This window comes from Streptomyces sp. NRRL F-5126, assembly GCF_000721265.1.
GTDB lineage: Bacteria > Actinomycetota > Actinomycetes > Streptomycetales > Streptomycetaceae > Streptomyces.
In genome coordinates, this window is the sequence record NZ_JOFZ01000006.1 from 300,199 (window position 1) to 323,225 (window position 23,027).

Annotated in this window: 20 protein-coding genes; 3 read left to right on the forward strand and 17 right to left on the reverse strand. The window is 72.4% G+C overall.

Going from position 1 to position 23,027, the window contains the following annotated elements; translation table 11 throughout:
• Positions 1–3 precede the first annotated feature (3 nt).
• Positions 4–1,008 carry a LysR family transcriptional regulator gene (locus tag IH48_RS0114245; RefSeq protein ID WP_234434248.1) on the reverse strand — a complete coding sequence of 335 codons (1,005 nt, stop codon included), beginning with the start codon at positions 1,006–1,008 and terminating at the stop codon, positions 4–6.
• 63 nt (positions 1,009–1,071) lie between these two features.
• Between IH48_RS0114245 and IH48_RS0114250 the strand changes: the two genes are divergently transcribed.
• Positions 1,072–2,316 (forward strand): MFS transporter, encoded by a 1,245-nt coding sequence (locus IH48_RS0114250; protein ID WP_030903533.1) that lies wholly within the window; start codon positions 1,072–1,074, stop codon positions 2,314–2,316.
• Between the two features lie 101 nt (positions 2,317–2,417).
• The gene (locus tag IH48_RS0114255; protein ID WP_030903536.1) at positions 2,418–3,416 is read left to right on the forward strand and encodes a sigma-70 family RNA polymerase sigma factor; all 999 of its coding nucleotides are present in this window, start codon (positions 2,418–2,420) and stop codon (positions 3,414–3,416) included.
• On the opposite strand, the gene IH48_RS0114260 is transcribed toward IH48_RS0114255, so the two are convergent.
• The 9 genes from IH48_RS0114260 to IH48_RS0114300 form a co-directional block, all read right to left on the reverse strand.
• On the reverse strand, positions 3,402–3,719 hold the full coding sequence (locus IH48_RS0114260) for an STAS domain-containing protein (protein ID WP_030903537.1): 318 nt from the start codon (positions 3,717–3,719) through the stop codon (positions 3,402–3,404). The genes IH48_RS0114255 and IH48_RS0114260 overlap by 15 nt on opposite strands.
• Positions 3,720–3,786: 67 nt before the next feature.
• Positions 3,787–5,064 carry a thymidine phosphorylase gene (locus IH48_RS0114265; protein WP_030903538.1) on the reverse strand — a complete coding sequence of 426 codons (1,278 nt, stop codon included), beginning with the start codon at positions 5,062–5,064 and terminating at the stop codon, positions 3,787–3,789.
• A gap of 5 nt (positions 5,065–5,069) precedes the next feature.
• Positions 5,070–5,519: a cytidine deaminase gene (locus IH48_RS0114270; RefSeq protein WP_051839751.1), complete on the reverse strand. Its 450-nt coding sequence runs from the start codon at positions 5,517–5,519 to the stop codon at positions 5,070–5,072.
• The gene (locus IH48_RS0114275; RefSeq protein ID WP_030903540.1) at positions 5,516–6,808 is read right to left on the reverse strand and encodes an ABC transporter permease; all 1,293 of its coding nucleotides are present in this window, start codon (positions 6,806–6,808) and stop codon (positions 5,516–5,518) included. Before IH48_RS0114275 ends, IH48_RS0114270 begins: the two co-directional genes overlap by 4 nt.
• A complete protein-coding gene (locus tag IH48_RS0114280) occupies positions 6,805–7,941 on the reverse strand; it encodes an ABC transporter permease (protein ID WP_030903541.1) in 1,137 nt (378 codons plus the stop codon). Before IH48_RS0114280 ends, IH48_RS0114275 begins: the two co-directional genes overlap by 4 nt.
• The gene (locus IH48_RS0114285; RefSeq protein ID WP_037841914.1) at positions 7,938–9,521 is read right to left on the reverse strand and encodes an ABC transporter ATP-binding protein; all 1,584 of its coding nucleotides are present in this window, start codon (positions 9,519–9,521) and stop codon (positions 7,938–7,940) included. Before IH48_RS0114285 ends, IH48_RS0114280 begins: the two co-directional genes overlap by 4 nt.
• Before the next feature lie 216 nt (positions 9,522–9,737).
• Complete coding sequence (locus tag IH48_RS0114290; protein ID WP_030903544.1) at positions 9,738–10,802, reverse strand: BMP family lipoprotein; 1,065 nt, start codon at positions 10,800–10,802, stop codon at positions 9,738–9,740.
• A 138-nt stretch (positions 10,803–10,940) separates the two neighbouring features.
• A complete protein-coding gene (locus IH48_RS0114295) occupies positions 10,941–12,164 on the reverse strand; it encodes an amidohydrolase (protein WP_030903545.1) in 1,224 nt (407 codons plus the stop codon).
• A gap of 159 nt (positions 12,165–12,323) precedes the next feature.
• The gene (locus IH48_RS0114300; protein WP_030903546.1) at positions 12,324–13,748 is read right to left on the reverse strand and encodes an FAD-dependent monooxygenase; all 1,425 of its coding nucleotides are present in this window, start codon (positions 13,746–13,748) and stop codon (positions 12,324–12,326) included.
• Between the two features lie 71 nt (positions 13,749–13,819).
• On the opposite strand from IH48_RS0114300, the gene IH48_RS0114305 reads away from it, so the two are divergent.
• Positions 13,820–14,473: a TetR/AcrR family transcriptional regulator C-terminal domain-containing protein gene (locus IH48_RS0114305; protein WP_030903547.1), complete on the forward strand. Its 654-nt coding sequence runs from the start codon at positions 13,820–13,822 to the stop codon at positions 14,471–14,473.
• 40 nt (positions 14,474–14,513) lie between these two features.
• Here IH48_RS0114305 and IH48_RS0114310 read toward each other — a convergent pair whose 3' ends face one another.
• The 7 genes from IH48_RS0114310 to IH48_RS0114340 are packed head-to-tail and all read right to left on the reverse strand — an operon-like array spanning position 14,514 to position 22,691.
• Entirely contained in the window at positions 14,514–14,936 is a 423-nt protein-coding gene (locus IH48_RS0114310; protein ID WP_051839752.1) for a winged helix-turn-helix transcriptional regulator, read from the reverse strand.
• A gap of 2 nt (positions 14,937–14,938) precedes the next feature.
• The gene (locus IH48_RS0114315; RefSeq protein WP_030903549.1) at positions 14,939–15,991 is read right to left on the reverse strand and encodes a hypothetical protein; all 1,053 of its coding nucleotides are present in this window, start codon (positions 15,989–15,991) and stop codon (positions 14,939–14,941) included.
• A gap of 44 nt (positions 15,992–16,035) precedes the next feature.
• Positions 16,036–17,037, reverse strand: coding sequence for a formylglycine-generating enzyme family protein (locus IH48_RS0114320; protein WP_030903551.1), 1,002 nt, complete (start codon positions 17,035–17,037; stop codon positions 16,036–16,038).
• A gap of 14 nt (positions 17,038–17,051) precedes the next feature.
• Positions 17,052–18,728, reverse strand: a complete 1,677-nt coding sequence (locus tag IH48_RS0114325; RefSeq protein ID WP_030903552.1) for a WD40 repeat domain-containing protein — start codon at positions 18,726–18,728, stop codon at positions 17,052–17,054.
• On the reverse strand, positions 18,725–19,444 hold the full coding sequence (locus IH48_RS0114330; RefSeq protein WP_078849715.1) for a GTP cyclohydrolase II: 720 nt from the start codon (positions 19,442–19,444) through the stop codon (positions 18,725–18,727). Before IH48_RS0114330 ends, IH48_RS0114325 begins: the two co-directional genes overlap by 4 nt.
• The gene (locus tag IH48_RS0114335; protein WP_051839754.1) at positions 19,441–20,763 is read right to left on the reverse strand and encodes an MFS transporter; all 1,323 of its coding nucleotides are present in this window, start codon (positions 20,761–20,763) and stop codon (positions 19,441–19,443) included. The genes IH48_RS0114330 and IH48_RS0114335 overlap by 4 nt, the downstream gene beginning before the upstream one ends.
• Positions 20,760–22,691, reverse strand: a complete 1,932-nt coding sequence (locus tag IH48_RS0114340) for a WD40 repeat domain-containing protein (protein ID WP_030903555.1) — start codon at positions 22,689–22,691, stop codon at positions 20,760–20,762. The genes IH48_RS0114335 and IH48_RS0114340 overlap by 4 nt, the downstream gene beginning before the upstream one ends.
• Positions 22,692–23,027 lie beyond the last annotated feature (336 nt).

Sequence of the window (23,027 nt, forward strand, 5' to 3'; positions counted from 1 at the left end):
AGGTCACGCGGGCAGGAGCCGGCCCCTGCGGGACAGCAGGAAGCGCTTGAACGCCGCCACGGGCGGCGTGTCGTGGTGGCCCTCCAGCCAGGCCACGCCGATGTCGCGCGCCGCGCGCGGCGCGGTCACCACCAGTTCGGCGACGCCGGGGCGCGCGAACGCCGGGGGCGGCAGCAGCGCCACGCCGAGTCCGGCGGCGACGAGGCCGCGCAGCGTCTCCGCCTCCTCGCCCTCGAAGGCGACGCGCGGGCGGAATCCCGCCTGCGCGCACAGGTCGTCGGTGATGCGGCGGAGCCCGAAGCCGGGCTCAAGGGTCACGAACGCCTCGTCCGCCGCCTCCGCGAGCCGCACGCGCCTGCGCCGTGCCAGCCGGTGGCCCTCGGGCACGACGAGGCGCAGCCGCTGCTCGTCGAGGCCGCGGGCGACGAGGCCGGGCTCGTCAGGCACGGGCGAGGTGAGGCACAGATCGAGCTCGCCCGCGCGCAGCCGTTCGAGCATGGCCTCGCCGTACGTCTGCACCAGCTGGAACCTGACGCGCGGATGGCCGGCGCGGAACTCGCGCAGCAGTCCAGGCACGGTCTCGGAACCCATCGTGTGCAGGAAGCCGAAGGCGACCCTGCCCGACTCGGGGTCGGCGTCGGCCCGTACGGCCTCGGCGGCGCGCTCGATGTCCGCGAGCGCGCTCTCCACCGAGGCGAGGAACGACCGGCCCGCTGGGGTCAGCGCGACCGTGCGGCCTCTGCGCGCGAAGAGGGCGACGCCGAGGTCGCGCTCCAGGCGGACGATGGCGCGCGAGAGTGTCGACTGCGGCACGCCTGCCTCCAGCGCCGCCCGGGTGACGTGTTCGTGTCGGGCGACCCGGGCGAAGTGGGCCAGCCGGGGCGTGAGTACGGCCGGCCAGTCCGGCCTCTCGGGCGCCAGATCGGCGTTCCAGCCGGCGTCCCGGTCGATGCGGTTGTCGTCACTCGTGGCCGCCGCGCGCGGCTCGGACCTGTGTTCATGCACCACGGGAACGATTGTCGCCGATGCACGCATTGGACGCATCAACCATGGCTCCGTACGTTCCCGTACATGGCCTCCGTCAGTACCGAGGCGCCCGCGGCGCCCGCACTCCTGTCCCCCGGGCGGCCCGGTTACCGGCGCCTGAGCCTCGCGCTGTTCGTCGCGGGGATCGCGACCTTCGCGCTGCTGTACTCGACGCAGGCCCTGCTGCCGGCGGTCTCGGACGGGCTGCGCGTCTCCCCGGGCGGGGCGAGCTGGACGGTCGCGGCGGCGACCGGCGCGCTCGCCGTGGCCGTCGTGCCGCTGAGCGCACTGTCGGAACGTTTCGGCAGGCGCTCGATGATGACGGCGTCGCTCGTGGTGGCCGTGGCCGTCGGGCTCGCGGTGCCGTTCGCGCCGAACCTCGCGGTGCTGATCGCGCTGCGCGCCGTGCAGGGCGCGGCCCTCGCGGGGCTTCCCGCGTCGGCGATGGCGTTCCTCGCCGAGGAGGTCGACGGGCGTGCGCTGGTCTCCGCGATCGGCCTGTTCGTGGCGGGCAACAGCATCGGCGGCATGAGCGGCCGGATCTTCACGGGCTGGATGTCGCAGGCCTGGGGGTGGCGTGCGGCGCTGCTCGCGGTGGGTGTCGCGGCGCTCGCGTGCGCGGTGGTCTTCCGGGTGCTGGTGCCGCGGGCACGCAACTTCGCGCCGCGCCCGCTGCGTCTCGGCGCCTTCGGCAGGACCCTGGGCGGTCACCTCTCGAACCCGCTGCTGCTGCGGCTCTACGCCATCGGGGCCCTGTTCATGGTGGTGTTCGGCGGGGTGTACACCGTGATCGGCTACCGGCTGGTGGCGGCGCCGTTCAGCCTGCCGCAGGGGGTCGTCGGCTCCGTCTTCGTGGTGTACCTGGTCGGCACGTTCACCTCGGCGTCCTCGGGCCGGATGGCGGCGCGCCTCGGCCGGCGCGGGACGCTGTACGCGGCGCTGGCGACGACCAGCGCGGGGCTGCTGGTCACGCTGGTGGACTCGATCGCCGCCGTGATCGCGGGGCTCGTCCTGATCACGGCGGGCTTCTTCGCGGGGCACTCGGTGGCGTCCTCGTCGGTGAGCCACACGGCGAAGTCGGGTCGCGCGCAGGCCTCGGCGCTCTACCAGGCGGCGTACTACCTGGGCAGCAGCGCGGGCGGCGCGATCGGCGCCGCGGCGTTCCACTCGACGGGATGGGCCGCGACGGTGGTGATGGGTCTCGCCGCGATGGTGGGCGTCGCCGCCCTCACGCTGTACGGCACGTACGCGGCCAAGCGCGCGGCGACGGCGGCCCCCGCACCACTGTGACCTGGCTGTCCTCGCGGCGAGCCGCGATTGTCAGAGGGCTGCGGTAGCTTCCGAAGGACAGGCTCCCGTTCGGGGGCGACGGGGTTACCGGGGTGAGCGACATGTCTGAGACGGTCACGCGGCGGGATCTGGATGCCCGTCTTGAGCAGCACCGCAGGGAGCTGACGGGCTACTGCTACCGGATGCTCGGTTCGCTGTTCGAGGCCGAGGACGCGGTGCAGGACACGATGGTCCGCGCCTGGCGTGCCATGGACAGGTTCGAGGGCCGGTCCTCGCTGCGCTCCTGGCTCTACCGGATCGCGACGAACGTCTGCCTCGACATGCTGAAGGCCGGCAACCGCAGGGCGCGCCCGATGGATCTCACGGAGGCGACGCCGGTCGCGCAGGCGCGGCTGACGGCGCGCCCCGAGGTGGCGTGGCTGGAGCCCGCGCCTGACGTGCGGGTGCTGCCGGAGGTGTCCGACCCGGCGGAGACGGCGGTGGAGCGCGAGTCGATCCGGCTGGCTTTCATGGCGGCGCTGCAGCACCTGCCGCCGAAGCAGCGCGCGGTGCTGATCCTGCGCGAGGTGCTGGCCTGGCGGGCGAGCGAGGTGGCCGAGCTGCTGGACACGACGGTCGCGTCGGTCAACAGCGCGCTCCAGCGCGCCCGCGCGACGCTCGCGGAGGCCGCGCCCGCGGCGACGGACACGGCGGACGAGCTGGACACGCGCCAGAAGGAGCTGCTGGACCGCTATGTGGCGGCGTTCGAGGGCTACGACATGAAGGCCCTGACGGCACTGCTGCACGAGGACGCGACGCTGTCCATGCCCCCGTACGACCTGTGGCTGCGCGGCCACGACGACATCGTGGGCTGGCTGCAGGGCGTGGGATCGGTCTGCCGCGGCTCACGTCTCGTGCCCACCGTGGCGAACGGGATGCCGGCGTTCGCGCACTACCACGCGGCGGAGGACGGCGACGGGCACACGCCGTGGGCGCTGATGGTCATGGAGATAGCGGGCGGCAGGATCCGCGGGATCAACTCGTTCCTGGACACGGCGCGCTGGTTCCCGCTCTTCGACCTGCCGATGCGGCTGCCCGCGGGCGCGTCAGCCCGCCGCTGACGGTCCTTCCGCCAGGAGGAGGCGCCCGAGCCCGAGGGCGTGCAGCAGCGCGACGAGCTCGGCGCTCGCGCCGCGCACGACCAGCTCGCAGCCGTGCCGCCGCGCGGCCAGCCGCAGCCGCGCCAGCGCATCGACGGCCGCCAGGTCGGCACGTACCGCCCGGCCGACCCGCACCTCGACCAGCGGCGCGCTGCCGCCGACGGCCGGCGCGGCGCGCGCGGCAAGCTCGGCGCAGGCACGCGGCGCCGAGCCCGCCGTCAGCGGACCGGCCAGGGTGAGGACGATGCGCTCGGTGTCTGCCACACGTAACAGGACCGCGGCCACGACGGGAACTCATCGTGGCCACGGCCGCGCAGATCGTCGGGCCGCCTCAGGCGATGCGCTCGCGGACCACCGGCGTCGGCGTGAACGGCGTGCCGGGTGCGGCGATGTCGTAGGCGTCCTCCAGGGCCTCAAGCGCGTACGCGAACTTCTCCGGGGTGTCCGTGTGCAGCGTCAGCAGCGGCTCGCCCGCGCGGACCGTCTCGCCCGGCTTCGCGTGCAGTTCGACGCCCGCGCCGGCCTGCACCGGGTCCTCCTTGCGCGCTCGCCCCGCGCCGAGACGCCACGCGGCCACGCCGACGTCGTACGCGTCGAGGCGGCCGAGCACGCCCGTCGTCGGCGCCGTCACCACGTGCTGCTCCCGGGCGACGGGGAGTGGCGCGTCCGGGTCGCCGCCCTGCGCCGCGATCATGCGGCGCCACACGTCCATGGCGGCGCCGCCCGCGAGTGCCTTCTCCGGGTCGGCGTCGGTCAGGCCCGCCGCGTCCAGCATCTCCCTGGCCAGGGCGAGCGTCAGCTCGACCACGTCGGCGGGGCCGCCGCCCGCGAGGACCTCGACCGACTCGCGCACTTCGAGCGCGTTGCCCGCGGTGCGGCCGAGCGGCGTCGCCATGTCCGTGAGCAGGGCGACCGTCCGCACGCCGTGGTCCGTGCCGAGGCCGACCATGGTGGACGCCAGCTCGCGCGCGTCCTCGATCGTCTTCATGAACGCGCCGGAGCCGACCTTCACGTCCAGGACGAGCGAGCCCGTGCCCTCCGCGATCTTCTTCGACATGATCGACGACGCGATCAGCGGGATCGCCTCGACGGTGCCCGTGACGTCGCGCAGCGCGTACAGCTTCTTGTCGGCGGGGGCGAGCCCGTCGCCGGCCGCGCAGATAACCGCGCCCGTGGTGCCGAGCACGTGCAGCATCTCCTCGTTCGTGAGGGACGCGCGCCAGCCCGGGATCGACTCCAGCTTGTCGAGGGTGCCGCCGGTGTGGCCGAGGCCGCGCCCGCTGAGCTGGGGCACGGCGGCGCCGCAGGCCGCGACGAGCGGCGCGAGCGGCAGCGTGATCTTGTCGCCGACGCCGCCCGTGGAGTGCTTGTCAGCGGTGGGCCTCGTCAGCCCGGAGAAGTCCATGCGCTCGCCCGAGCCGATCATCGCGGCGGTCCAGCGGGCGATCTCGGCCCGGTCCATCCCGTTGAGCAGGATCGCCATCGCGAGCGCCGACATCTGCTCGTCCGCGACCGCGCCGCGCGTGTAGGCGTCGATCACCCAGTCGATCTGCTCCGGGCTCAGCCGGCCCTTGTCGCGCTTGGTGCGGATCACCGAGATGACGTCCATGTCGCTCATTTCTTGTGGTTCCGGTCCTTCTGCGAGGCGTCCTGCGAGGCGGCGTCCGGCTCCAGGTGGCCGGGGCCGAACGCCTGCGGCAGCATCTCGTCCAGCGTGCGCAGCCCGTCGGGTGTCTCCAGGACGAGCGCGGGGCCGCCGAACTCGTACAGCAGCTGGCGGCAGCGCCCGCACGGCACCAGCACGGCGCCCGCGCCGTCGACGCAGGTGAAGTGGGTGAGCCGGCCGCCGCCCGACAGCCGCAGCGCGGAGACGAGGCCGCACTCGGCGCACAGGCCGATGCCGTACGACGCGTTCTCGACGTTGCACCCGGTGACCGTGCGGCCGTCGTCGACGAGCGCCGCCGCGCCGACCGGGTAGCGGGAGTACGGGGCGTACGCACGCGACATGGCCTCGCGCGCCGCCTCACGCAGCGCCGCCCAGTCGGGCGCGGCGGCGCCGGTCACGACCCCTGGCCCTTCCGGTAGCGCAGGCCGTCCGCCTTCGGCATCCGCAGCCGCTGCGCCGACAGGGACAGCACCAGCAGCGTCACCACGTACGGGGTCGCGCCGACGAAGTCGTCCGGGACCGAGTCCGTCAGCAGGTACCACACCAGGATCAGCGCGGCCACCGCGCCGCTGACGATCGCCTGCACCGTCGCCTTCTTGTACGCCTTCCATGCACCCAGCAGTACCAGCAGCACCACGAGCAGCAGGAGCAGCGCGTGCACGGTTTCACCCCCGCTGCGCAACTGGAGCGCGTCGGAGAAGCCGAAAAGACCCGCGCCCATGGCGAGCCCGCCCGGCCGCCAGTTGCCGAAGATCATCGCCGCGAGGCCGATGTAGCCGCGGCCGCCGGTCTGGCCCTCCAGGTAGAAGTGCGAGGAGACCATGGCGAGGAACGCACCGCCGAATCCGGCCAGGCCGCCGGAGATCATGACGCCGATGTACTTGTACGAGTAGACGTTGACGCCGAGCGACTCGGCGGCGACGGGATTCTCGCCGACGGAGCGCAGCCGCAGCCCGAACGACGTGCGCCACAGGATCAGCCACGTCAGCCCGAACAGCACGGCCGCGAGGATCGTCAGGACCGACAGCTTCGTGAAGATGCCGCCAACGATGCCGGCGAGGTCGGAGACCAGGAACCAGTGGTGCTTCGCGATCGAGTTCAGCCCGCTGGACAGGCCGGGCACGGTGAACTGGGGCAGCGAGTCGACGGGCGGCGACTGCTTGGGGTTGCCGCCCTTGTTGAGCGCGTCGCCGTGGTTGAAGAACAGCTTCGCGAGGTACTGCGTGACGCCCTGCGCGAGCAGGGTGATCGCGACACCGGAGACGATGTGGTCGACGCCGAAGGTGACGGTGACGACGGCGTGGATCAGGCCGCCGACCACGCCGAAGGCGACGCCGGCCAGCAGGCCGAGCCAGGGGCTGGTCTGCCAGCCGATCCAGCCGGCGCCGAACGTGCCGAGGATCATCATGCCCTCGAGGCCGATGTTGACGACGCCCGCGCGCTCCGACCACAGGCCGGCGAGTCCTGCCATGCCGATCGGCACGGCGAGGCCGAGCGCGGCGGCGATCTGGCCCTCGGAGTCGAGCTGCTGGGAGCCGGTGAGCATCCGCACCGCGGAGATCAGGACCAGCGCGGCGGCGACGATCAGCAGGATCTTCGCTACGGAGAGCCTGCCGCGGCCCGCCGGCTTGCCGCCGGGCGCCTTCGGCGCGGCGGGCGGCGGGGTGACGGTGGTCGTGGCGGTCATCGGGCCACCTCCAGCTTCTCGTCGGTGGCGGTGGCCGCCGCCTGGGCGGCGAGTTCGGCTCCCACGCGCTGCTGCTGGCGGCGCAGGCCGAAGCGGCGTACGAGCTCGTAGGCGATGACGACGCACAGGACGATCACGCCCTGGATGACGCCGAGGATCTCCTTGTCGTAGCCGATGAGCTCCAGGTGGCCCGTGGTGCGCTCCAGGTAGCCCCACAGCAGCGAGGCGATCGCGATGCCGACCGGGTTGTTGCGGCCGAGCAGCGCGATGGCGATGCCGGTGAAGCCGACGCCCAGCGGGAAGTCGTTGGAGAACGCGTGGCTGTCGTTGAGCAGGGTCGGCATGCCGACCAGGCCCGCGACGGCGCCGGAGATGACCATGCTGGTGACGACCATCTTCTTCACGCCGACGCCGCTGGCCTCGGCCGCGCTCTCCGAGCGGCCGACGGCGCGCAGGTCGAAGCCGAAGCGGGTGCGGCCGAGCACGAACCAGTAGGCGACGCCGACCAGCGCGGCGATCACGATGAAGCCCCACAGATCGCCCGCGGGGCCTGCGTTGAACGTGAAGAACCAGGACGACTTCGGCAGGGTCTTGGTGGACACCAGCGTGCCGGCGTCGTCCAGCTGCCCGAGCTTGTCCGGCTGCAGCAGGTAGGCGATGACGGCGGTCGCGATGGAGTTCAGCATGATCGTGGAGATGACCTCGCTGACCCCGCGCGAGGTCTTGAGGATGCCCGCGATGCCCGACCACATGGCGCCGACGACCATCGCGACGAGGATGACCACGATGATCTGCAGCGGCCCCGGCAGGTGCAGCGCCCCGCCGACGACGGCCGCGAAGAACGCGGCGATGCGGTACTGGCCGTCGACGCCGATGTTGAACAGGTTCATCCGGAAGCCGACGGCGACGGCGACGCCCGCGAGGTAGTACGTCGTGGCCTTGTTCAGGATGTAGATCTGGCTGTCGCTCGCCGAGCCGTACGACAGCATGTCGTTGAACGCCTCGAAGGGGTTCTTGCCGGTGGCGAGGATGACCAGCGCGGTCACCACGAGCGCCGCGACGACCGCGAGTACGGGGGCCGCGATCGCGAGGAGCAGCCGCTCCTTGTCGATGCGTGCGGTGAGCTTGTTCATCCTTCTTCGCCGCCTTCCGGGGCGCTCGCGCCCACGGCCTCGTGGTCCAGGTGGCCGCTGGATGCGCCGGTCATCGCCGAGCCCAGCTCCTCGGGGGTGATGGTGGCCGGGTCGGCGTCGGCGACCAGCCGGCCCCGGTACATCACCCGGAGTGTGTCGGACAGGCCGATCAGCTCGTCCAGGTCGGCGGAGATCAGCAGCACGGCGAGTCCCTCGCGGCGCGCCTCGCTGATCTGGTCCCAGATCTGGGCCTGCGCGCCGACGTCCACGCCGCGCGTGGGGTGCGCCGCGATCAGGAGCTTCGGGTGGTGGCTCATCTCGCGGCCGACGATCAGCTTCTGCTGGTTGCCGCCGGACAGCGAGGCCGCGGTGACCTCGATGCCGGGCGTGCGCACGTCGTACTCCTCGACGATCCGCTCGGTGTCGAGGCGTGCGGCGCGCGCGTCGATCAGGCCGCGCTTGGAGTTGGGGGTCTCGGTGACGTGGCCGAGTATGCGGTTCTCCCACAGCGGCGCTTCCAGCAGCAGGCCGTGCCGGTGGCGGTCCTCGGGGATGTAGCCGATGCCGCGCTCGCGGCGGGTGCGGGTCGGCACGTGGGAGATGTCCTGGCCGCCGAGCACGACGGTGCCTGAGTCAGGGGTGCGCATCCCCATGACTGCCTCGACGAGTTCGGCCTGGCCGTTGCCCTCCACGCCGGCGATGCCGAGGACCTCGCCCTGGTGGATCGTGAAGTCGATGCCGCCGAGCACCTCGCGCACGACGCCGTCGGAGTCGGTGGCGGTCAGCCTGAGGCCGCTCACGGCGAGCGCGGGCTCGTCCGTCACGGTGGACTCGCGGGCTCCGGGGGTCGGCAGTTCGCTGCCGACCATCAGCTCGGCGAGCTGCCGCGCGGTGGTGGAGCGCGGGTCGGCGGTGCCGACCGTCGTGCCGCGGCGGATGACGGTGATCTCGTCGGCGACGGACAGCACCTCGCCCAGCTTGTGCGAGATGAACAGGACGGTCAGGCCCTCGGACTTGAGCTCGCGCAGGTTGTCGAAGAGCGCGTCGACCTCCTGCGGCACGAGCACCGCGGTGGGCTCGTCGAGGATGAGCGTGCGGGCGCCGCGGTAGAGGACCTTGAGGATCTCCACGCGCTGGCGGTCGGCGACGCCGAGCCCCTCGACGAGCGCGTCGGGGCGCACGCCGAGCCCGTAGGCGTCGGATATCTCGCGGATCTTGGCGCGTGCCCTGCCGCCGATCCCGTAGAGCTTCTCGCTGCCGAGCGCCACATTCTCCAGGACAGTGAGGTTGTCCGCGAGCATGAAGTGCTGGTGGACCATGCCGATGCCGCGGGCGATGGCGTCGGCGGGGCTGGAGAAGGCGGCCTCGGTGCCGTCGACGGCGATGGTGCCCTCGTCCGGCTTCTGCATGCCGTAGAGGATCTTCATCAGGGTCGACTTGCCCGCGCCGTTCTCGCCGCACAGGGCGTGCACGGTGCCTCTGCGTACCGTGATGTCGATGTCCTTGTTGGCGACGACGCCGGGGAACCGCTTGGTGATGCCGCGGAGCTCGACCGCGGGGGGAGGGCTTGACGCGTTGATGGCGCACTCTCCTCGTTGGTAAGGAGGGGTGGAGAGGGGGGCGTTCGGACGCTAGCGCGTCACGTGCGCGTCAACTCCCCACTACGCGCGTAGAGTTGACACTTCGTTATGGCTCGTTCCGTTACCTGTGGACGAGCTCCGGCGGACGGACCACGCGGACACGGCACCGGCCCGGTGAAGGGCGGCCGGGGGGCCGCCTCACCGGGCCGGCAGCGGTCACGGGGTGGTCTTGACCTTGACCTTGCCGTCGACGATCGACTGCTTGGCCGCGTCGATCTTCGACTTGATGTCGTTGATGAACCCGCCGCTGTAGGTCAGCGAGACGCCGTTCTTGGCGAGCGAGTACGTGTTGGTGCCGGTCAGCGGCTTCTTGTCGTGGACCGACTTGACCAGGTCGTACACGCCGACGTCGACATTCTTGACGACGGACGTGAGGATCGAGGACTTGTACTGCGACAGCGAGGGCTGGTTGTACTGGTCGGAGTCGACGCCGATCGCCCAGGTGCCCTTCTTGCCGTGGACGGCCTCGATCGAGCCCGAGCCGGACGAGCCGGCCGCCGCGAAGATGACGTCCGCGCCCTTGTCGAGCATGCCCTGCGCGGCCGCCTTGCCCTTGTCGGGGCTCGCGAAGCCGGAGGTGTCGGAGCCGTGCGACAGGTACTGCACGTCCACCTTGATCTTCGGGTTGGTGTCGTGCACGCCCTGCACGTAACCCGCCTGGAACTTCTTGATCAGCGGCACGTCCACACCGCCGATGAAGCCCACCTGGTCGCTCTTGGTCTTCAGCGCGGCGGCGACACCGCCGAGGTAGGAGCTCTCCGCCTCGGTGAAGACGATGCTGTCGACGTTCTTCGCGTCGACCGAGGAGTCGACGATGCCGAAGGTCGTGTCCGGGAACTTCGCGGCGGCCTGCTTCATGGAGTTGGCGTAGGCGTAGCCGATGCCGACGACCGGGTTGTAGCCGGCCTGCGCGAGCTGCGAGAGGCGGTCGAGGCGGTCGGCCTCGGTGTCCGTCGTCTTCGCCGTCAGCTCCTTGACGGAGCCGCCGAACTGCTTCTTGGCCTTGTCGATACCGCGCGCGGCCGAGTCGTTGAAGGAGTGGTCACCACGACCACCGACGTCGTAGGCGACGCCGACCTTGACGCCGCCCTTGGCACCGGAAGCGCTGGAGGAAGCGTCGTCCTGTGCCTTCTGTTCCGACGTGCTGCCGCAGGCGGCGACAGACAGCGCGAGCGCGGCGGAGGCTATGCCCGACGCGGCGATCCTGGTTACCCGGCGCAAGAGGGTGGTCCCTTCAAACTGACCGAAGCGCCTCTTCCGGCGCTGGTTTCGCGGCGATCGTAACGCGCGTAGATGTCAGATAAAGGCCCCTACGGAAGCCGTTATCGGATCGTCGCGAACAGAAGGTGTCGCCCGCGGTTACAGCCGGTTGCCGTCGAGCAGCGCGGCGGCCGTGAACAGCTCGACTCCCACCTTGATCGCCTCTTCGTCGACGTCGAAATCACCACGGTGGAGGTCGTAGCGCGCGCCCTCGCCCGGCGGGCGGACACCGAGGCGCGCCATGGCGCCCGGCACGTCCTCCAGGTACCAGGAGAAGTCCTCGCCGCCGAGGCTCTGCTCGGTGTCCTCGACGGCGTCGGCGCCACGCCGCGCGGTGTGGGCGGCCCGCAGCAGATCGGCCATGGCGGCGTCGTTGACGACGGGCGGTACGCCGCGCACGTAGGTGATCTCCGTCTTGGCGTGGTGCAGCGCGGCCACCTCGTCGACGGCCGCGTGCACGAGGTCGGGCGCGTCGTGCCAGGCGTCGAGGCCGAGGCAGCGCACCGTGCCGGACAGCTCCGCGTGCTGCGGGATGACGTTGGCCGCGTGACCCGACGCGATGCGGCCCCACGTGAGCACGAGCCCGGAGCGCGTGTCGACCCGGCGCGCGAGCAGCGCGGGCACGTCGGTGGCGACCTTGGCGGCGGCCGTGACCAGGTCGGTCGTCAGGTGCGGGCGCGCGGTGTGCCCGCCGGGGCCGTCGAGCGCGATCTCGACGCGGTCGCAGGCGGACGTGATGGGGCCGACGCGCAGCCCGATGCGTCCCGCGTCGACCTTGGGGTCGCAGTGCACGGCGAGGATGCGGCCCACGCCGTCCAGCACGCCGGACTCGACAGCCTCGGGCGCGCCGCCGGGCAGCACCTCCTCGGCGGGCTGGAAGACGAGGCGCACGGCGTGCGGCAGGAGGCCGCGCCTGTGCAGGTCGAGGAGGACGAGCCCGGCGCCGAGCACGACGGTCGTGTGCACGTCGTGACCGCACGCGTGCGCCCGGTCGGGCGCGGTGGAGCGGTAGGGGACGCCGTCCTTGGTGTCCGGGATGGGCAGCGCGTCGATGTCGGCGCGCAGGGCGAGCATGGGACGCGCGGGGTCAGGCGTGCCGATGTCGCACATCAGGCCCGTCCCCATGGACAGCACGCGGGGCGCGAGACCGGCCGCTTCCAGCCTTTGCTTGAGCGCCGCGGTGGCCCGCACCTCCTGGTGCCCGAGCTCGGGGTGCATGTGCATGTCCCGCCGGAACGCGACCAGCTCGGCGCGCAGCTCCTCGGGCAGCACGCCCGGAAGTGCGATTTCGCCGGGCAGTTCGGCGTCGGACTCTTGGGACATCGTCTGGCTCACCTGTCGAAGGGTAGGGCTCCCAATGGATCAACCGCGTACGAACGGGAAAAATTTCAGCCAGTTGAGCGAACGCCGCCCCCGATGGGTGGCATGACCAGTGGCGGCGGTGGGTAGGGCTCCGGCTTTCCCCCCCTGGCGCCGCGGCCGTCAGGCCAGTCCGACGGACTCCAGCCAGGACCGCAGCCCGCCGGCGTCCTCACCGGCCCAGCCGATGTACCCGTCAGGGCGCACGAGGAAGAGGCCCTTGCCGTACGGGGCGTACGCGGTGGGTTGCTCGCGCACGCGCACGGCGGGCGGCAGCCCGTCGGGCAGCGGGGCGTCCGTCGCCATCCGCAGGAGCGTGAAGTGCGGGCCGCGCAGGGCGTCGAAGATCGTCGTCCCGTCGGGCATGGGGCCGTCGGGCGCCCTGTCGCCCGCCGCGAGGGCGCCGGCGGCGCCCGAGGCGAGCGGGCCCGACCGGTAGGTGAGGCCCAGCTGGCGGGTCTTCTCGCCGCGCCGCTCCTGACCGCGGTGAATACGCGTGGACAGGCCGAGCATCTGGGCCGCCACCGGGCGCCGTTCGCCTTCGTACGTGTCGAGCAGCGCGTCGGGGGCGCCCGCCCGCAGGACCTGGCCGAGCTTCCAGCCGAGGTTGTACGCGTCCTGGACGCTGGTGTTGAGGCCCTGACCGCCTGCGGGCGAGTGGACGTGCGCGGCATCGCCCGCGAGGAAGACACGTCCCGCGCGGAAACGGTCGGCGAGCGCGGCGCGCGGCCGGAAGTCGGACGACCACGCCACCTCTGCCACGTCGGACGCGGCCAGGTGCGTACGGGCCGCGATGAGGCCGCGTATGCCGTCGGGGGTGAGGTCGGGCGCCGAGCCGGGCGGCAGGCCGGCCGCGAGCTGGAAGTCCGCGGTACCCGGCAGCGGGCACAGCGCGAGGAAGGTCCCGTCCCCGTCCCCGTCCTCCCCGGCGAACGTGTGCCAGTTGTCCCGGTCGAGTCCGGGGATGCGCACGTCGGCGACCACCATCGGCGTGGGCGCGACGTCCTCGCCGCGCATCGCCACACCCAGCAGCCGGCGCACCGTGCTGCGCCCGCCGTCCGCCGCGACCGCGTACCGGGCGCTCAGGCGCCGGCCGGAGGCGAACTCGGCCTCGACCGAGGTGCCGTCCTGCGTCAGGCCCGTCAGCTCCTCGCCGAACGCGACGGAGCCGCCGAGGCGCAGGAGGCGTGCGTGCAGGATCTCCTGCGTACGCCACTGCGGGATCGCCCATGCGAGGTTGTACGGCTCTGCCTCGGTGGGCTCGACGGGCTCGAACATCGGGCGCTCGCCCAGGCGCTCGCCGTCCCGCCACATCATCGGCACCGGTATGCGGCCGCCGTGCGTCAGCACGTCGCGCGCGACGCCCAGGTCGTCCAGCACCTCCAGCGTGCGCGGCTGCATGCCCTTGCCGCGAGAGCCGGGGAACAGGGCGTCCGCCTTCTCCGCGACCAGCACCTCGACGCCTCGCCTGCGCAGGTCGCAGGCGAGGGCGAGCCCCGCGGGGCCCGCGCCGACGACGAGCACGTCCTTAACGTTGTTAAGTTCCATGTACGCGAGCATGTCCTTAACAGCGTTAAATTGTCAAGGCCGTGCCGGGTGCGCGGCGATAGATTGGCGCTGTGGCCACCTCCCGACTCGACCGTCCCCTCGTCGCGCGCACCGCCCTGCGCCTCCTCAACGACGTGGGGCTCAACGGGCTCACGCTCCGCGCCATCGCCGGCGAACTGGGCGTGAAGGCGCCCGCGCTGTACTGGCACTTCAAGGACAAGCAGGCGCTGCTCGACGAGATGGCGACCGAGATGATGCGGCGGATGGCGGCCGACCTCCCCGAGCACCCGCCACGGGACTGGCGTGAGGCCATCACCACCGCTATGTCCGGCCTGCGCGACCATCTGCTGCGCTACCGCGACGGCGCCAAGGTCTACAGCGGCACTCTCTTCACCGACACCACCTACGCCCGTCCCATGGAGGCGTTCCTGACGACCCTCGTCACCGCGGGCTTCACCCCGCAGACGGCCGGGCGCGCCTGGACGACCGCGTACAGCTACACCATCGGCTTCGTCATCGAGGAGCAGTCGACGACGCGTCCCGGCACCGCGGGGACCGGCCTCGACCTGGACGCGCGTGCCCGCCGTCTCGCCGACTTCCCGACGGCGGCGGCCGTGGGCCACGAGATCTTCACCCACCAGGACGAGGGCTTCGCCACGGGCCTCGCCGCGGTGGTGGCGGGCATCGGGGCGACACTGCTCGACTCCGGGGCGGACACGGCCTGACGCCGTGCGCCTCCCGGGGCCCTGCCCGGCCGGGCAGGGGTCAGCCGTCACCGCCCGCGCGCCCGGCGGGGCCGTGGAAGCGTGCACGGGCGGCGTCGATGTGGCGCAGGTGCGCCTTGCTCCACTCGATCAGCGGGGTGATGGCGTCGCGGAGAGTCCTGCCCATCGGGGTGAGCTCGTAGCTGACGTGGGAGGGCATGACGCTGCGGACGGTACGGACCAGGATTCCGTCGCGCTCCAGGTCGCGCAGCGTGACGGTGAGCATGCGCTGGCTGACGCCGTCGACGGACCGCTTGAGCTCCGTGAAGCGCAAAGGCCCCGATGTGAGCGTGGAGACGACGAGCAGCGACCACTTGTCGCCGACGCTGCCGAGCACGTCGCGCGTCCGGCATCCGTCCTGCCGCGCCCCCTGACGCGCCCCCTGCCTCGCCGGCCGCCTCGCCTTGCCGCCTGTCGCGTTCATGGTCACCTCCCGGAACCCGCGAGCACGTGGTCCATGCTGGTCAGCAGCGCGGCAGAGGGCAGGAGGGCCGCGTGGACGAAGTTCGAGGCGCAGATCTCGTCCGGATGGAACAGCTCGCCCCGCACATTGCGGCCGACGCGGTCCAGGTAGGACTGCCAGAGGGTGCTCCCCGGCGTCATCGGGTACGTCATGGGGCGGCCGTCGGGCCCGATGTCGGCGACCCAGCCGTCGTCCTCCCGCCTCAGCGCGAGGAACCACCACTGGAGGTAACCGAAGAAGCTGCCGCCGCGGTAGGGAGCGTCGGCCGCGAGCAGCGGCAGCAGCGGGCGTTCCACCGGGGTCTGCGCGCTGCCGGGCGCCGGCGGGACGGGGAGCGTGATGTACACGTCGAGGCCGGGGGCGTCCGGGTTGGTGATCCGCAGGTCGGGGAGGGTGGCGGCACAGCCTGCGGCCGGCCACGGCACGTCGGGGAGCTGGACCGCGGCGTCGAACTGGGTGTAGCCGATCAGCCGGTAGAGCGCCTTGCGGCGTTCCGGGTTGTTCTTGCTGATCACGTGGAAGAGCTCGTGCAGCAGGATGTCGCGCAGGCCTGTCGTGTTGGAGCGGGGGAACAGCGGGTCGCCGCCGGGGGAGGGCCCGAGCGCGGGGGTGATCCTGCCGGCGGGCAGGACGACCGTTTCGGTGTGACGGGTGTAGGCGGCCCTGCTCTCCTCCTGGCCGGTGGTCTTCACCAAGTGGACCGAAGGCGGCAGGAGTTCAGGCCAGCGGTCGGCGAGCAGGCCGCCGATCCCGGCCGTCACGCGGGACAGCAGGTCGAGCTCGTCCTTCGTCCACGCCATCACCTGGGCGGTGACGTAGTCGAGGTAGAGCGGCGTGCCGGTGTCGGTTCCGGGGTCGGTGAGGCAGACGCGGGCGCGGCGGTCGAAGTCGCTGAGGTTCGCGACGAAGTCGTCCACCGTGCCGAGCCGTTCGCGGCCGGTCGCGACCGAGGCGGCGATGACGCGACTGGTCCCGATCGTGCCGACGGTGACGTCGTTGCCGGGGTCTTCGGCCATGCGGGCTCTTCCTCCTGTTGCCGTGCGTGCTGTGCTGCCGGGGTTCATGACGGTGTTTCGGCCAGCCGGAAGCCGATGGCGTAGATGGCCTTGGGGAACCAGCCGTGGCGGCGGCGGCAGCGGGCGAGGTCCCCGTAGCGGGTGAAGCTGCCGCCGCGCGCGACGCGGTACGGGCGGCCGCCGGCCAGCAGGTCGTCGGGGACGCTCTCGCCGCCCGGGTAGGGCCGGTAGTCGTCGGCCACGTACTCCTCGACGTTGCCGCCCATGTCGTCCGCGCCGAACGGGCTGCGCCCCGCGGGGTGGATGCCCACCGGCGTCGTGGTGAGCGGCCCGGTCTCCGCGGTGTTGGCGCGGCCCGCGGCGAAGTGGTCGCCCCACGGGAACTCGCGTCCGTCGCCGCCCCCGGCCGCGTACTCCCACTCGGCCTCGGTGGGCAGCCGGAAGCGCCGGCCCGTGCGGCGCGACAGCCAGGCCGCGTACGCGTCGGCCGCCGGGGGCGCGACCGTCCACACCGGGTGGTTGGCCAGGTGCGGCGGGTGGACGCCGAACTGCCAGGAGCTGGGCAGCCAGGCTCCCTTCGTCTCCGTGAGGAACGTGCGGTACTCGCCGTTGGTGACCGGGTAACGGGCGATGCGGAAGGCGGCGATGTCCGCCGCGTACTCGGGCGCCTCCTTGGCGATCCACTCGCGTCTCACCCCGACGTGCCGCCAGGCGGCGGTCACCTCGTCCACCCGCCCAGGGGGCAGGCCCAGCCGCACGCGCGCGGCGGGGACGTCCAGCATGGCCGGGCGGTCGACGTCGATGCGGGGATCGCCGTACAGCGCCAGGAGGTGGCCGGCCGCCATGCGGGTGGCGGCGTCGGAGCCGGGGTCCTCGGCGGCCGCCGCGAGCGCGGCCGTGTCGACGCGGTGGAGGCCGCGGCACAGCCGCTGCATGTCCTGCGGCTCGACGCGGTCGCTGTAGGCCTTGCCAAGACCCATGGCCTGGCGGTCCTCCAGGCCGTTGGGGTTGGCGTCGGGGCCTGGCCCCGTGGAGTCGTCCTTCATGGCGATGGCCCCTTCTACGCCAGTTCGTGGACGGCGCCGTCGTAGGAGGTGGCGAGGAAGCGGTCGGCGGCGGCGTCGTAGTGGAGGCTGGAGATGCCCGCGGTGGCGGGCCGGGTGACGCTCCACTCGCCGGTCGCCGTGTCGTGCACGGCGAGCGTGCCGAAGTAGGAGCCCGTCGCGATGCGCCGGCCGTCGCCCGAGGCCGCCACGCACTTGACCGAGTGGTCGTGCGGGGTGGGCACGACGGTGGCCGAGGTCCCCCGCCACAGCCGCAGCGACAGGTCGCGGCTGACGCTGGCGAAGCGCCCGCCGGGCAGCGCCGCGCAACCGTTGGCGATCTTGCCGTGCGCCGCAGGCAGCCGGCCGGTCTCGGTGAGCGTGCCGGTGGAGAACCACGCCGCCGACGTGTCCGCGCAGACCGCGAACAGCGTCCCGTCCGCCACCGCGATCCCCTTCACGGCGTTGGTGTGCAGCTCCAGCGTCGCGACGTGCTCGACCCTGCCGTCCTCGACGCGCAGAACCAGGCCCTCACCGGTGTACGCGCCGACCACGACGTGCGGGACGCCGCCGCGTTCGAAGGCGGCCGCGCAGTTCAGCGGCGAGCGGTGTGCCAGCAGCACCGCACCGGTGTCGGCGTCGAAGAGCCGGCCGAGTTGGCCGCCCGTCAGCACCCTGCCGCCCGCGGCGATCAGGAAGTTGCACAGGCTGCCCGTCTCGGCCGCCGGCTTGCCGTCGACGTGGACGACGCCGCAGTCGCCGATCGTGTAGACGCGCCCTCGGGACACGGTGACGGCGTTGAGCGCGGGCGTCTGCTCCACGCCGTCCAGGTCCCACGCGTCGCGGACCGTGTCGTAGACCGCGTAGCAGGAGCCGAACGTGCCGAAGACCAGCGTGTCCTTGTCGAGGAAGGCGCAGGACCTCGGCCACACGGCCGCCGGCAGCGACGCGGTCCTGGCCAGGTCGGGCCTGCCGTCGGCGCCGATCCGCCAGATCTTCACCGTACGGTCGTAGCTGAGGCTGACCAGCGTGCCCGCGTCGGCGTTCCACACCAGGCGCTTGATGCCCGCCTCGTGGGCGGGGAAGCGCCTTGCCCCGCGCTCGGTGAGGCGCACGACCTCGCCCCGGTCGTTGCCCGCGTACACGAGGCCCGCGGCCGTGATGGCGATGGTGTCCGTCTCGACCCCGTCGAGGTCGATGTCGGAGACGAGGGCGCCGGTCGTGAGCGACCAGCGCTTGACCGTGCCGTCGTCGCTGGAGGAGACCAGTTCGTCGGTGCCGGCGACCCACTCGGCCGAGATCACGTCCGCACTGTGCCCGGCGAAGCTCGCCACCAGCCTGCCGCCGTAGTCGTAGACGCGTACGCGGTGGTCACGCGACGCGGTGGCGACCAGTTCGCGCTCCGGGTGGCAGGCGGCCATCTCGACGTCGTCCTCGTGCCCGGAGAGCACCGCCCGCAGCACCAGGTCGGGCACCGACCACAGCCGCGCCGTGTAGTCGCTCGACGAGCTGAGCAGGTACCGGCCGTCCGGGGAGAACGCGACGTGGTTGGCGAGGTGGTCGTGCACGGCGCGCGCGAGGGGCCGCCGTGTCGCCGCGTCCCACAGGATGACCTGGTTGTCGTAGCCGGCGGTGGCGACGTACCGGCCGCCGTGCGTGGCGATGCCGCTGATCGGTCCCTTGTGGCGGATCAATGGCGTAGTCCTTCCATCGAGAGGGTGTGCGCGGTGACGGTCGCCTTCGCCTGCAAGTAGGCGGAGTTGTGCGCCGTCAGGTGGACGGCGGTCGCCACCACGCGGCGTACGCGGATGCCGCCGCGTTCCAGCTGGCGCCGCTTGTCGGGGTTGTTGGTGAGCAGGTCGATCTCGTCGTGCCCGAGCGCGCGGAGCATCTGGACGGCCGCGGTGTAGTCCCGCGCGTCGTCGTCCATGCCGAGTGCGCGGTTGGCGGCGTACGTGTCGAGGCCGTGGTCCTGGAGGCGGTAGGCGTCGAGCTTGTTGTAGAGGCCGATGCCGCGGCCCTCCTGGCGCAGGTAGAGCAGCACGCCGCCGACCGCGGCGATGCGGGTCAGCGCCTCGTCCAGCTGTGCACCGCAGTCGCAGCGCTCGGAGCCGAACACGTCGCCTGTGAGGCACTCGGAGTGCAGCCGCACCAGGGGGACGGCCGGATGTGGGGGGCCGAGCAGCACGGCGAGGTGCTCGCACCCGTCCACGAGGTCGTGGAAGGTGGCCACGGTGGCCTGGTGGGTGCGATCCGCGCAGCGCAGCGGGACGGTGACGCTCGTGCGGACGCGTGCGGAGCCGCGGTCGGGGGCGCGGCCCTGTTCGCCGTCGTCAGGCGCCGGCGCCGGGCGCACCAGGCGCGGGTCGGCGCCTGCGGCCGAATCGCCGGTGCGTGCGGTCCTGTTCATGTCGTCCCCCCGCTGGTGGCGTCGGCGACGGCTGGACGCGCGCCGGCCGGCGGGAGGCGGTCGGCGGCCTCCCAGGCGCGCCAGGTGCGGCGCAGGTAGCCGAGCGTGGACAGCGACAGCAGCCCGAGGACGCAGAACGCGCCCCGGACGCCCAGCGCGTGGCTGAGCGCGGGCGTCACCACGGGTGACAGCAGGGCCGCGCCGCCCGCGAGGAGGGACAGGAGCCCGGACGAGCGCCCCAGCACGTCCTGCGGGATGTATTTGACGCGCATCATCACCATGGTGCTCAGGACGGCCCCCTGGCCGAGGGCGCCGAGCACGAGCCCGCCGAGGAAGGCGGGCAGCAGCGGCGCGGCGAGCAGGAACAGCGTCAGGGTCCGCAGGACGGTGCCGAGCGTCAGCGACAGGTGCGGGCGGAAGGTGGCACGCTGGGCGACGAGCAGGTTGCCCACCAGCATGAAGGCGTTCGACGCGAGGATCACCGCCGAGGACACGGCACTCGACATGTGCCAGTGGTGGCGCAGGTCGTAGACGAGCAGGGCCTGCAGGCCCGCGCCGCACACCAGCGACAGCACGACGTGGACGGCCGTGATGGTCAGCATGCGCGGGTCGGAGGCGACGGCGCGCCATCCCTCGCGCACCCCGTGCCCGGTGCGGGGCCGCGCGGCGGGCGCGCGCCGTTGGCGCGGTGGGTGGATCCCCATGAGCCACACGGCGATGGGCGCGGCGAAGGTGGTCGCGTTCAGCCACAGCAGGCCGGTGTAGCCGATCCACGGCAGGGTCGCCGTGGTCAGCAGCGGGCCCGTCACGGTGGTGGTGAAGAAGACGCTGTTGAGCGTGCCGCGTGCGCGGACCTTGCAGTCGGGGAACATCGACGGGACGCCGGTGATCCAGCCGGTGAGGTAGGCGGAGCCGCCCAGGGCGACCAGGAAGGCGCACCCGAAAAGCAGCCAGGTCGAGGCGTGGCCTGCCGTCACGCTCAGGTTCATGGCGACGGCGCCCGTCGCCTGGACCAGCAGTCCTGGCACCACCAGCACCCTCGGCCCCCAGCGGTCCGCGGCGGAGCCGAGCCACGGCCCGGCGACGAGGCTCAGCGGGACGGCCGCGGCCAGCAGGGACATCGACGCGAGGGACCCGGTGAGGTCGTAGACCATGAGGGGCAGCGCGGTGGCGTAGACGGCCTCCCCCACGTTGTTCAGCGCGTTGCCGGCGGCGAAGACGCGGAAGCGGGGGTCGCGCAGGGGGGAGGGTTCCTGCGGCTGGGCGGCGGGGGCCAGGGTGTCCCCCGGGGCGCGGGCGCTCTCCTCGTCACCGCTCATCGGGTGTCCGCGCTGTCGGCCTCTGCCTTCACTTCCAGCGTTCCGGTGACGGGGGTCCTGGGCAGCCACAACTCGCGCAGAGGCCGCAGGACTTGCTCGCGTGACGAGCGGTCGAGCCGATACAGGCGCAGGAAGCCGCCGCGCCCGCCGACGACGATGACCGGGGCGCCCGTGGAGTCGTGGAACGAGGCGATGCTCTTGGTGAAGTCGGGCAAGTCTTCGACGAATCCGATGAGTTCACCGGTCTCGTAGTCGAAGGCGCCTAGCTGCATGCCGTAGGAGACGGCGCACAGGGTGCCGTCGATCAGTGTGGCGTTCTCCACGGTGTTGTCGAAGAGCTCGACGAACTGCCGGTCCATCTTCTCCGCGTCGGCGAGGTACTCCTTCACACCGCCCGAACCGGTCACCCGGATCCGCTCGCCGAACACGTCGAGCCGCTTGGGATAGCCGCCGAGGTCGATCTCCCACGTCACCTCGCCTGCCTCGTCGTACGCGCGCAGCAGGCCGTTGCGCGTGCCGAGCAGGCGCCGCCCGTCCGGGAGGTAGCCGCTGACCCAGGCCGAGGCCGGCAGGCCGGTGATCCGGCCCGTCTCCCGCCCGGTGCGTGCGTCCAGCTCGATGCCGCCGGTGTTGCACGCGGCGAGCAGCCGGGTCCCGTCGGGCGACAGCGCCAGCGTGTGGACGATGCCGGGCAGTTGCACGCTCCAGGCGCGGCGGTCCCCGCCCTCGGCGCGCAGCACCTCGCGGGGCCAGGCGATGCCGAACCAGCCGTCCTCGGTGGGCAGTACGCGGCGGGTGAAGCCCGTGCCGCCCGTGTCGTGTGCGGCGAGGCTCAGTGCGGGGTGGCCGGGGCACCGTTCGACCACGTCGACGAGCGCCGCCCCGTCGTCCGTCGCGACGGCGAGCCGCCCGTCGCCGCCCGGCACGGGGCGGATGTCCCATGCACACTGGCGTGCGTAGCCGAGCCGGCCGATGAACACACCGTCGGGGTCGACCGTCGCGATCTCCCCGTCCTGGCCGAGTACGTGCACGGCGCCGCCTGCGGTGTCGACCGCGATGTCGAAGATCTGGTGGCTGAAGCCGCTGACGCGCTTGTCGATGCGCAGTTGGGGCGAGGTGTTGTCGTAGATGAGCAGTTCCCCGTCGAACCCGCCGACGTAGGCCTTGGAGTAGTCCGGCGAGAACGCCATCGCCTCGACGTCGTTGCGCGCGAACAGCGACCGCTCGACGACCTGCCCGTCGAGGCCGACCGTGGCCACGCCGTTGCGGATGGCGCGGTCGTCGCCGGTGCCGCCGTCGAGTGTGGCCCAGAGACGTCCGTGGCGGCCGTCGTACAGCAGGCGGTGGATGTTGGAGCTGTCGACCTGGCTCACGATCGGGAAGTCCAGGTCGTCGAGCGATCCGATGTACACCTTCCCGCTGCGGTCCGAGACGGCCTGCACGCCCGGCGCGTCGGTGCAGAACCATTCGAGACGGGCGAACTTCTGCGACCACGGCTGGACGCGTTCCACCGCGAAGGTGTCCAGGTCGAGCACGACGAGCTGGAAGTAGCCGTTGCTGAGGTAGACCTTGCCGTTGAAGACACCGATGCCGCGGACCATGGTGGGCGACGGCTCCTCGCCCTCCATCAGCAGCGACCTGTCGCAGGTGGCGGCGGCGTCGAGCCTGTCGACGAGCCGCAGCGTGGCCGCGTCCCAGCGCGAGACGGTGCCGCGTTTGTCGCGGGTGATGAGCCACCGCCCGGCGAGCGCCATCGCGAAGACGGGGTCGCCGGCCGGGTCCTGCGCGCGGGACGTGGCGCCGGACGAGGCGAGCACCCGAAGGTCCGTGTCCAGCAGGTGTACGTTGCCGAGCACGTCGGCGGCGAGCAGACCGCCGTCCGGCCGGCTGACGATACGAGTGATGCGCTCCGTGAGGGTCGGGGTCATGGGGAACGGTGCTCCTTCCGGGTGGGGCAGACGGGCGCGACGGCCGCCGTACCAAGGGAGAAGGCCGCAAAGGCACCTCGCCCAGGGACGGCGGCCGCCGCTCAATGGCGGGCCCGCGCCGGCCGGGTGGCCGGCGCGGCGCCCTCCGTCAGATCAGCTGATCCAGGGCCACGGGGTGCAACGGACGATCTTGCGCATGGGGGTTCACCTCCTGTCGTGATCGGGCGGTAGCTGGGCGTGCCACCTGGCGGATGGCACATCTGGCGCTCCCCCGGCCTGGCAGGGGGGAGCAGGTCTTGGGGCGGCACAGGACACGGGCGGGCTGTGCCGCGGGGC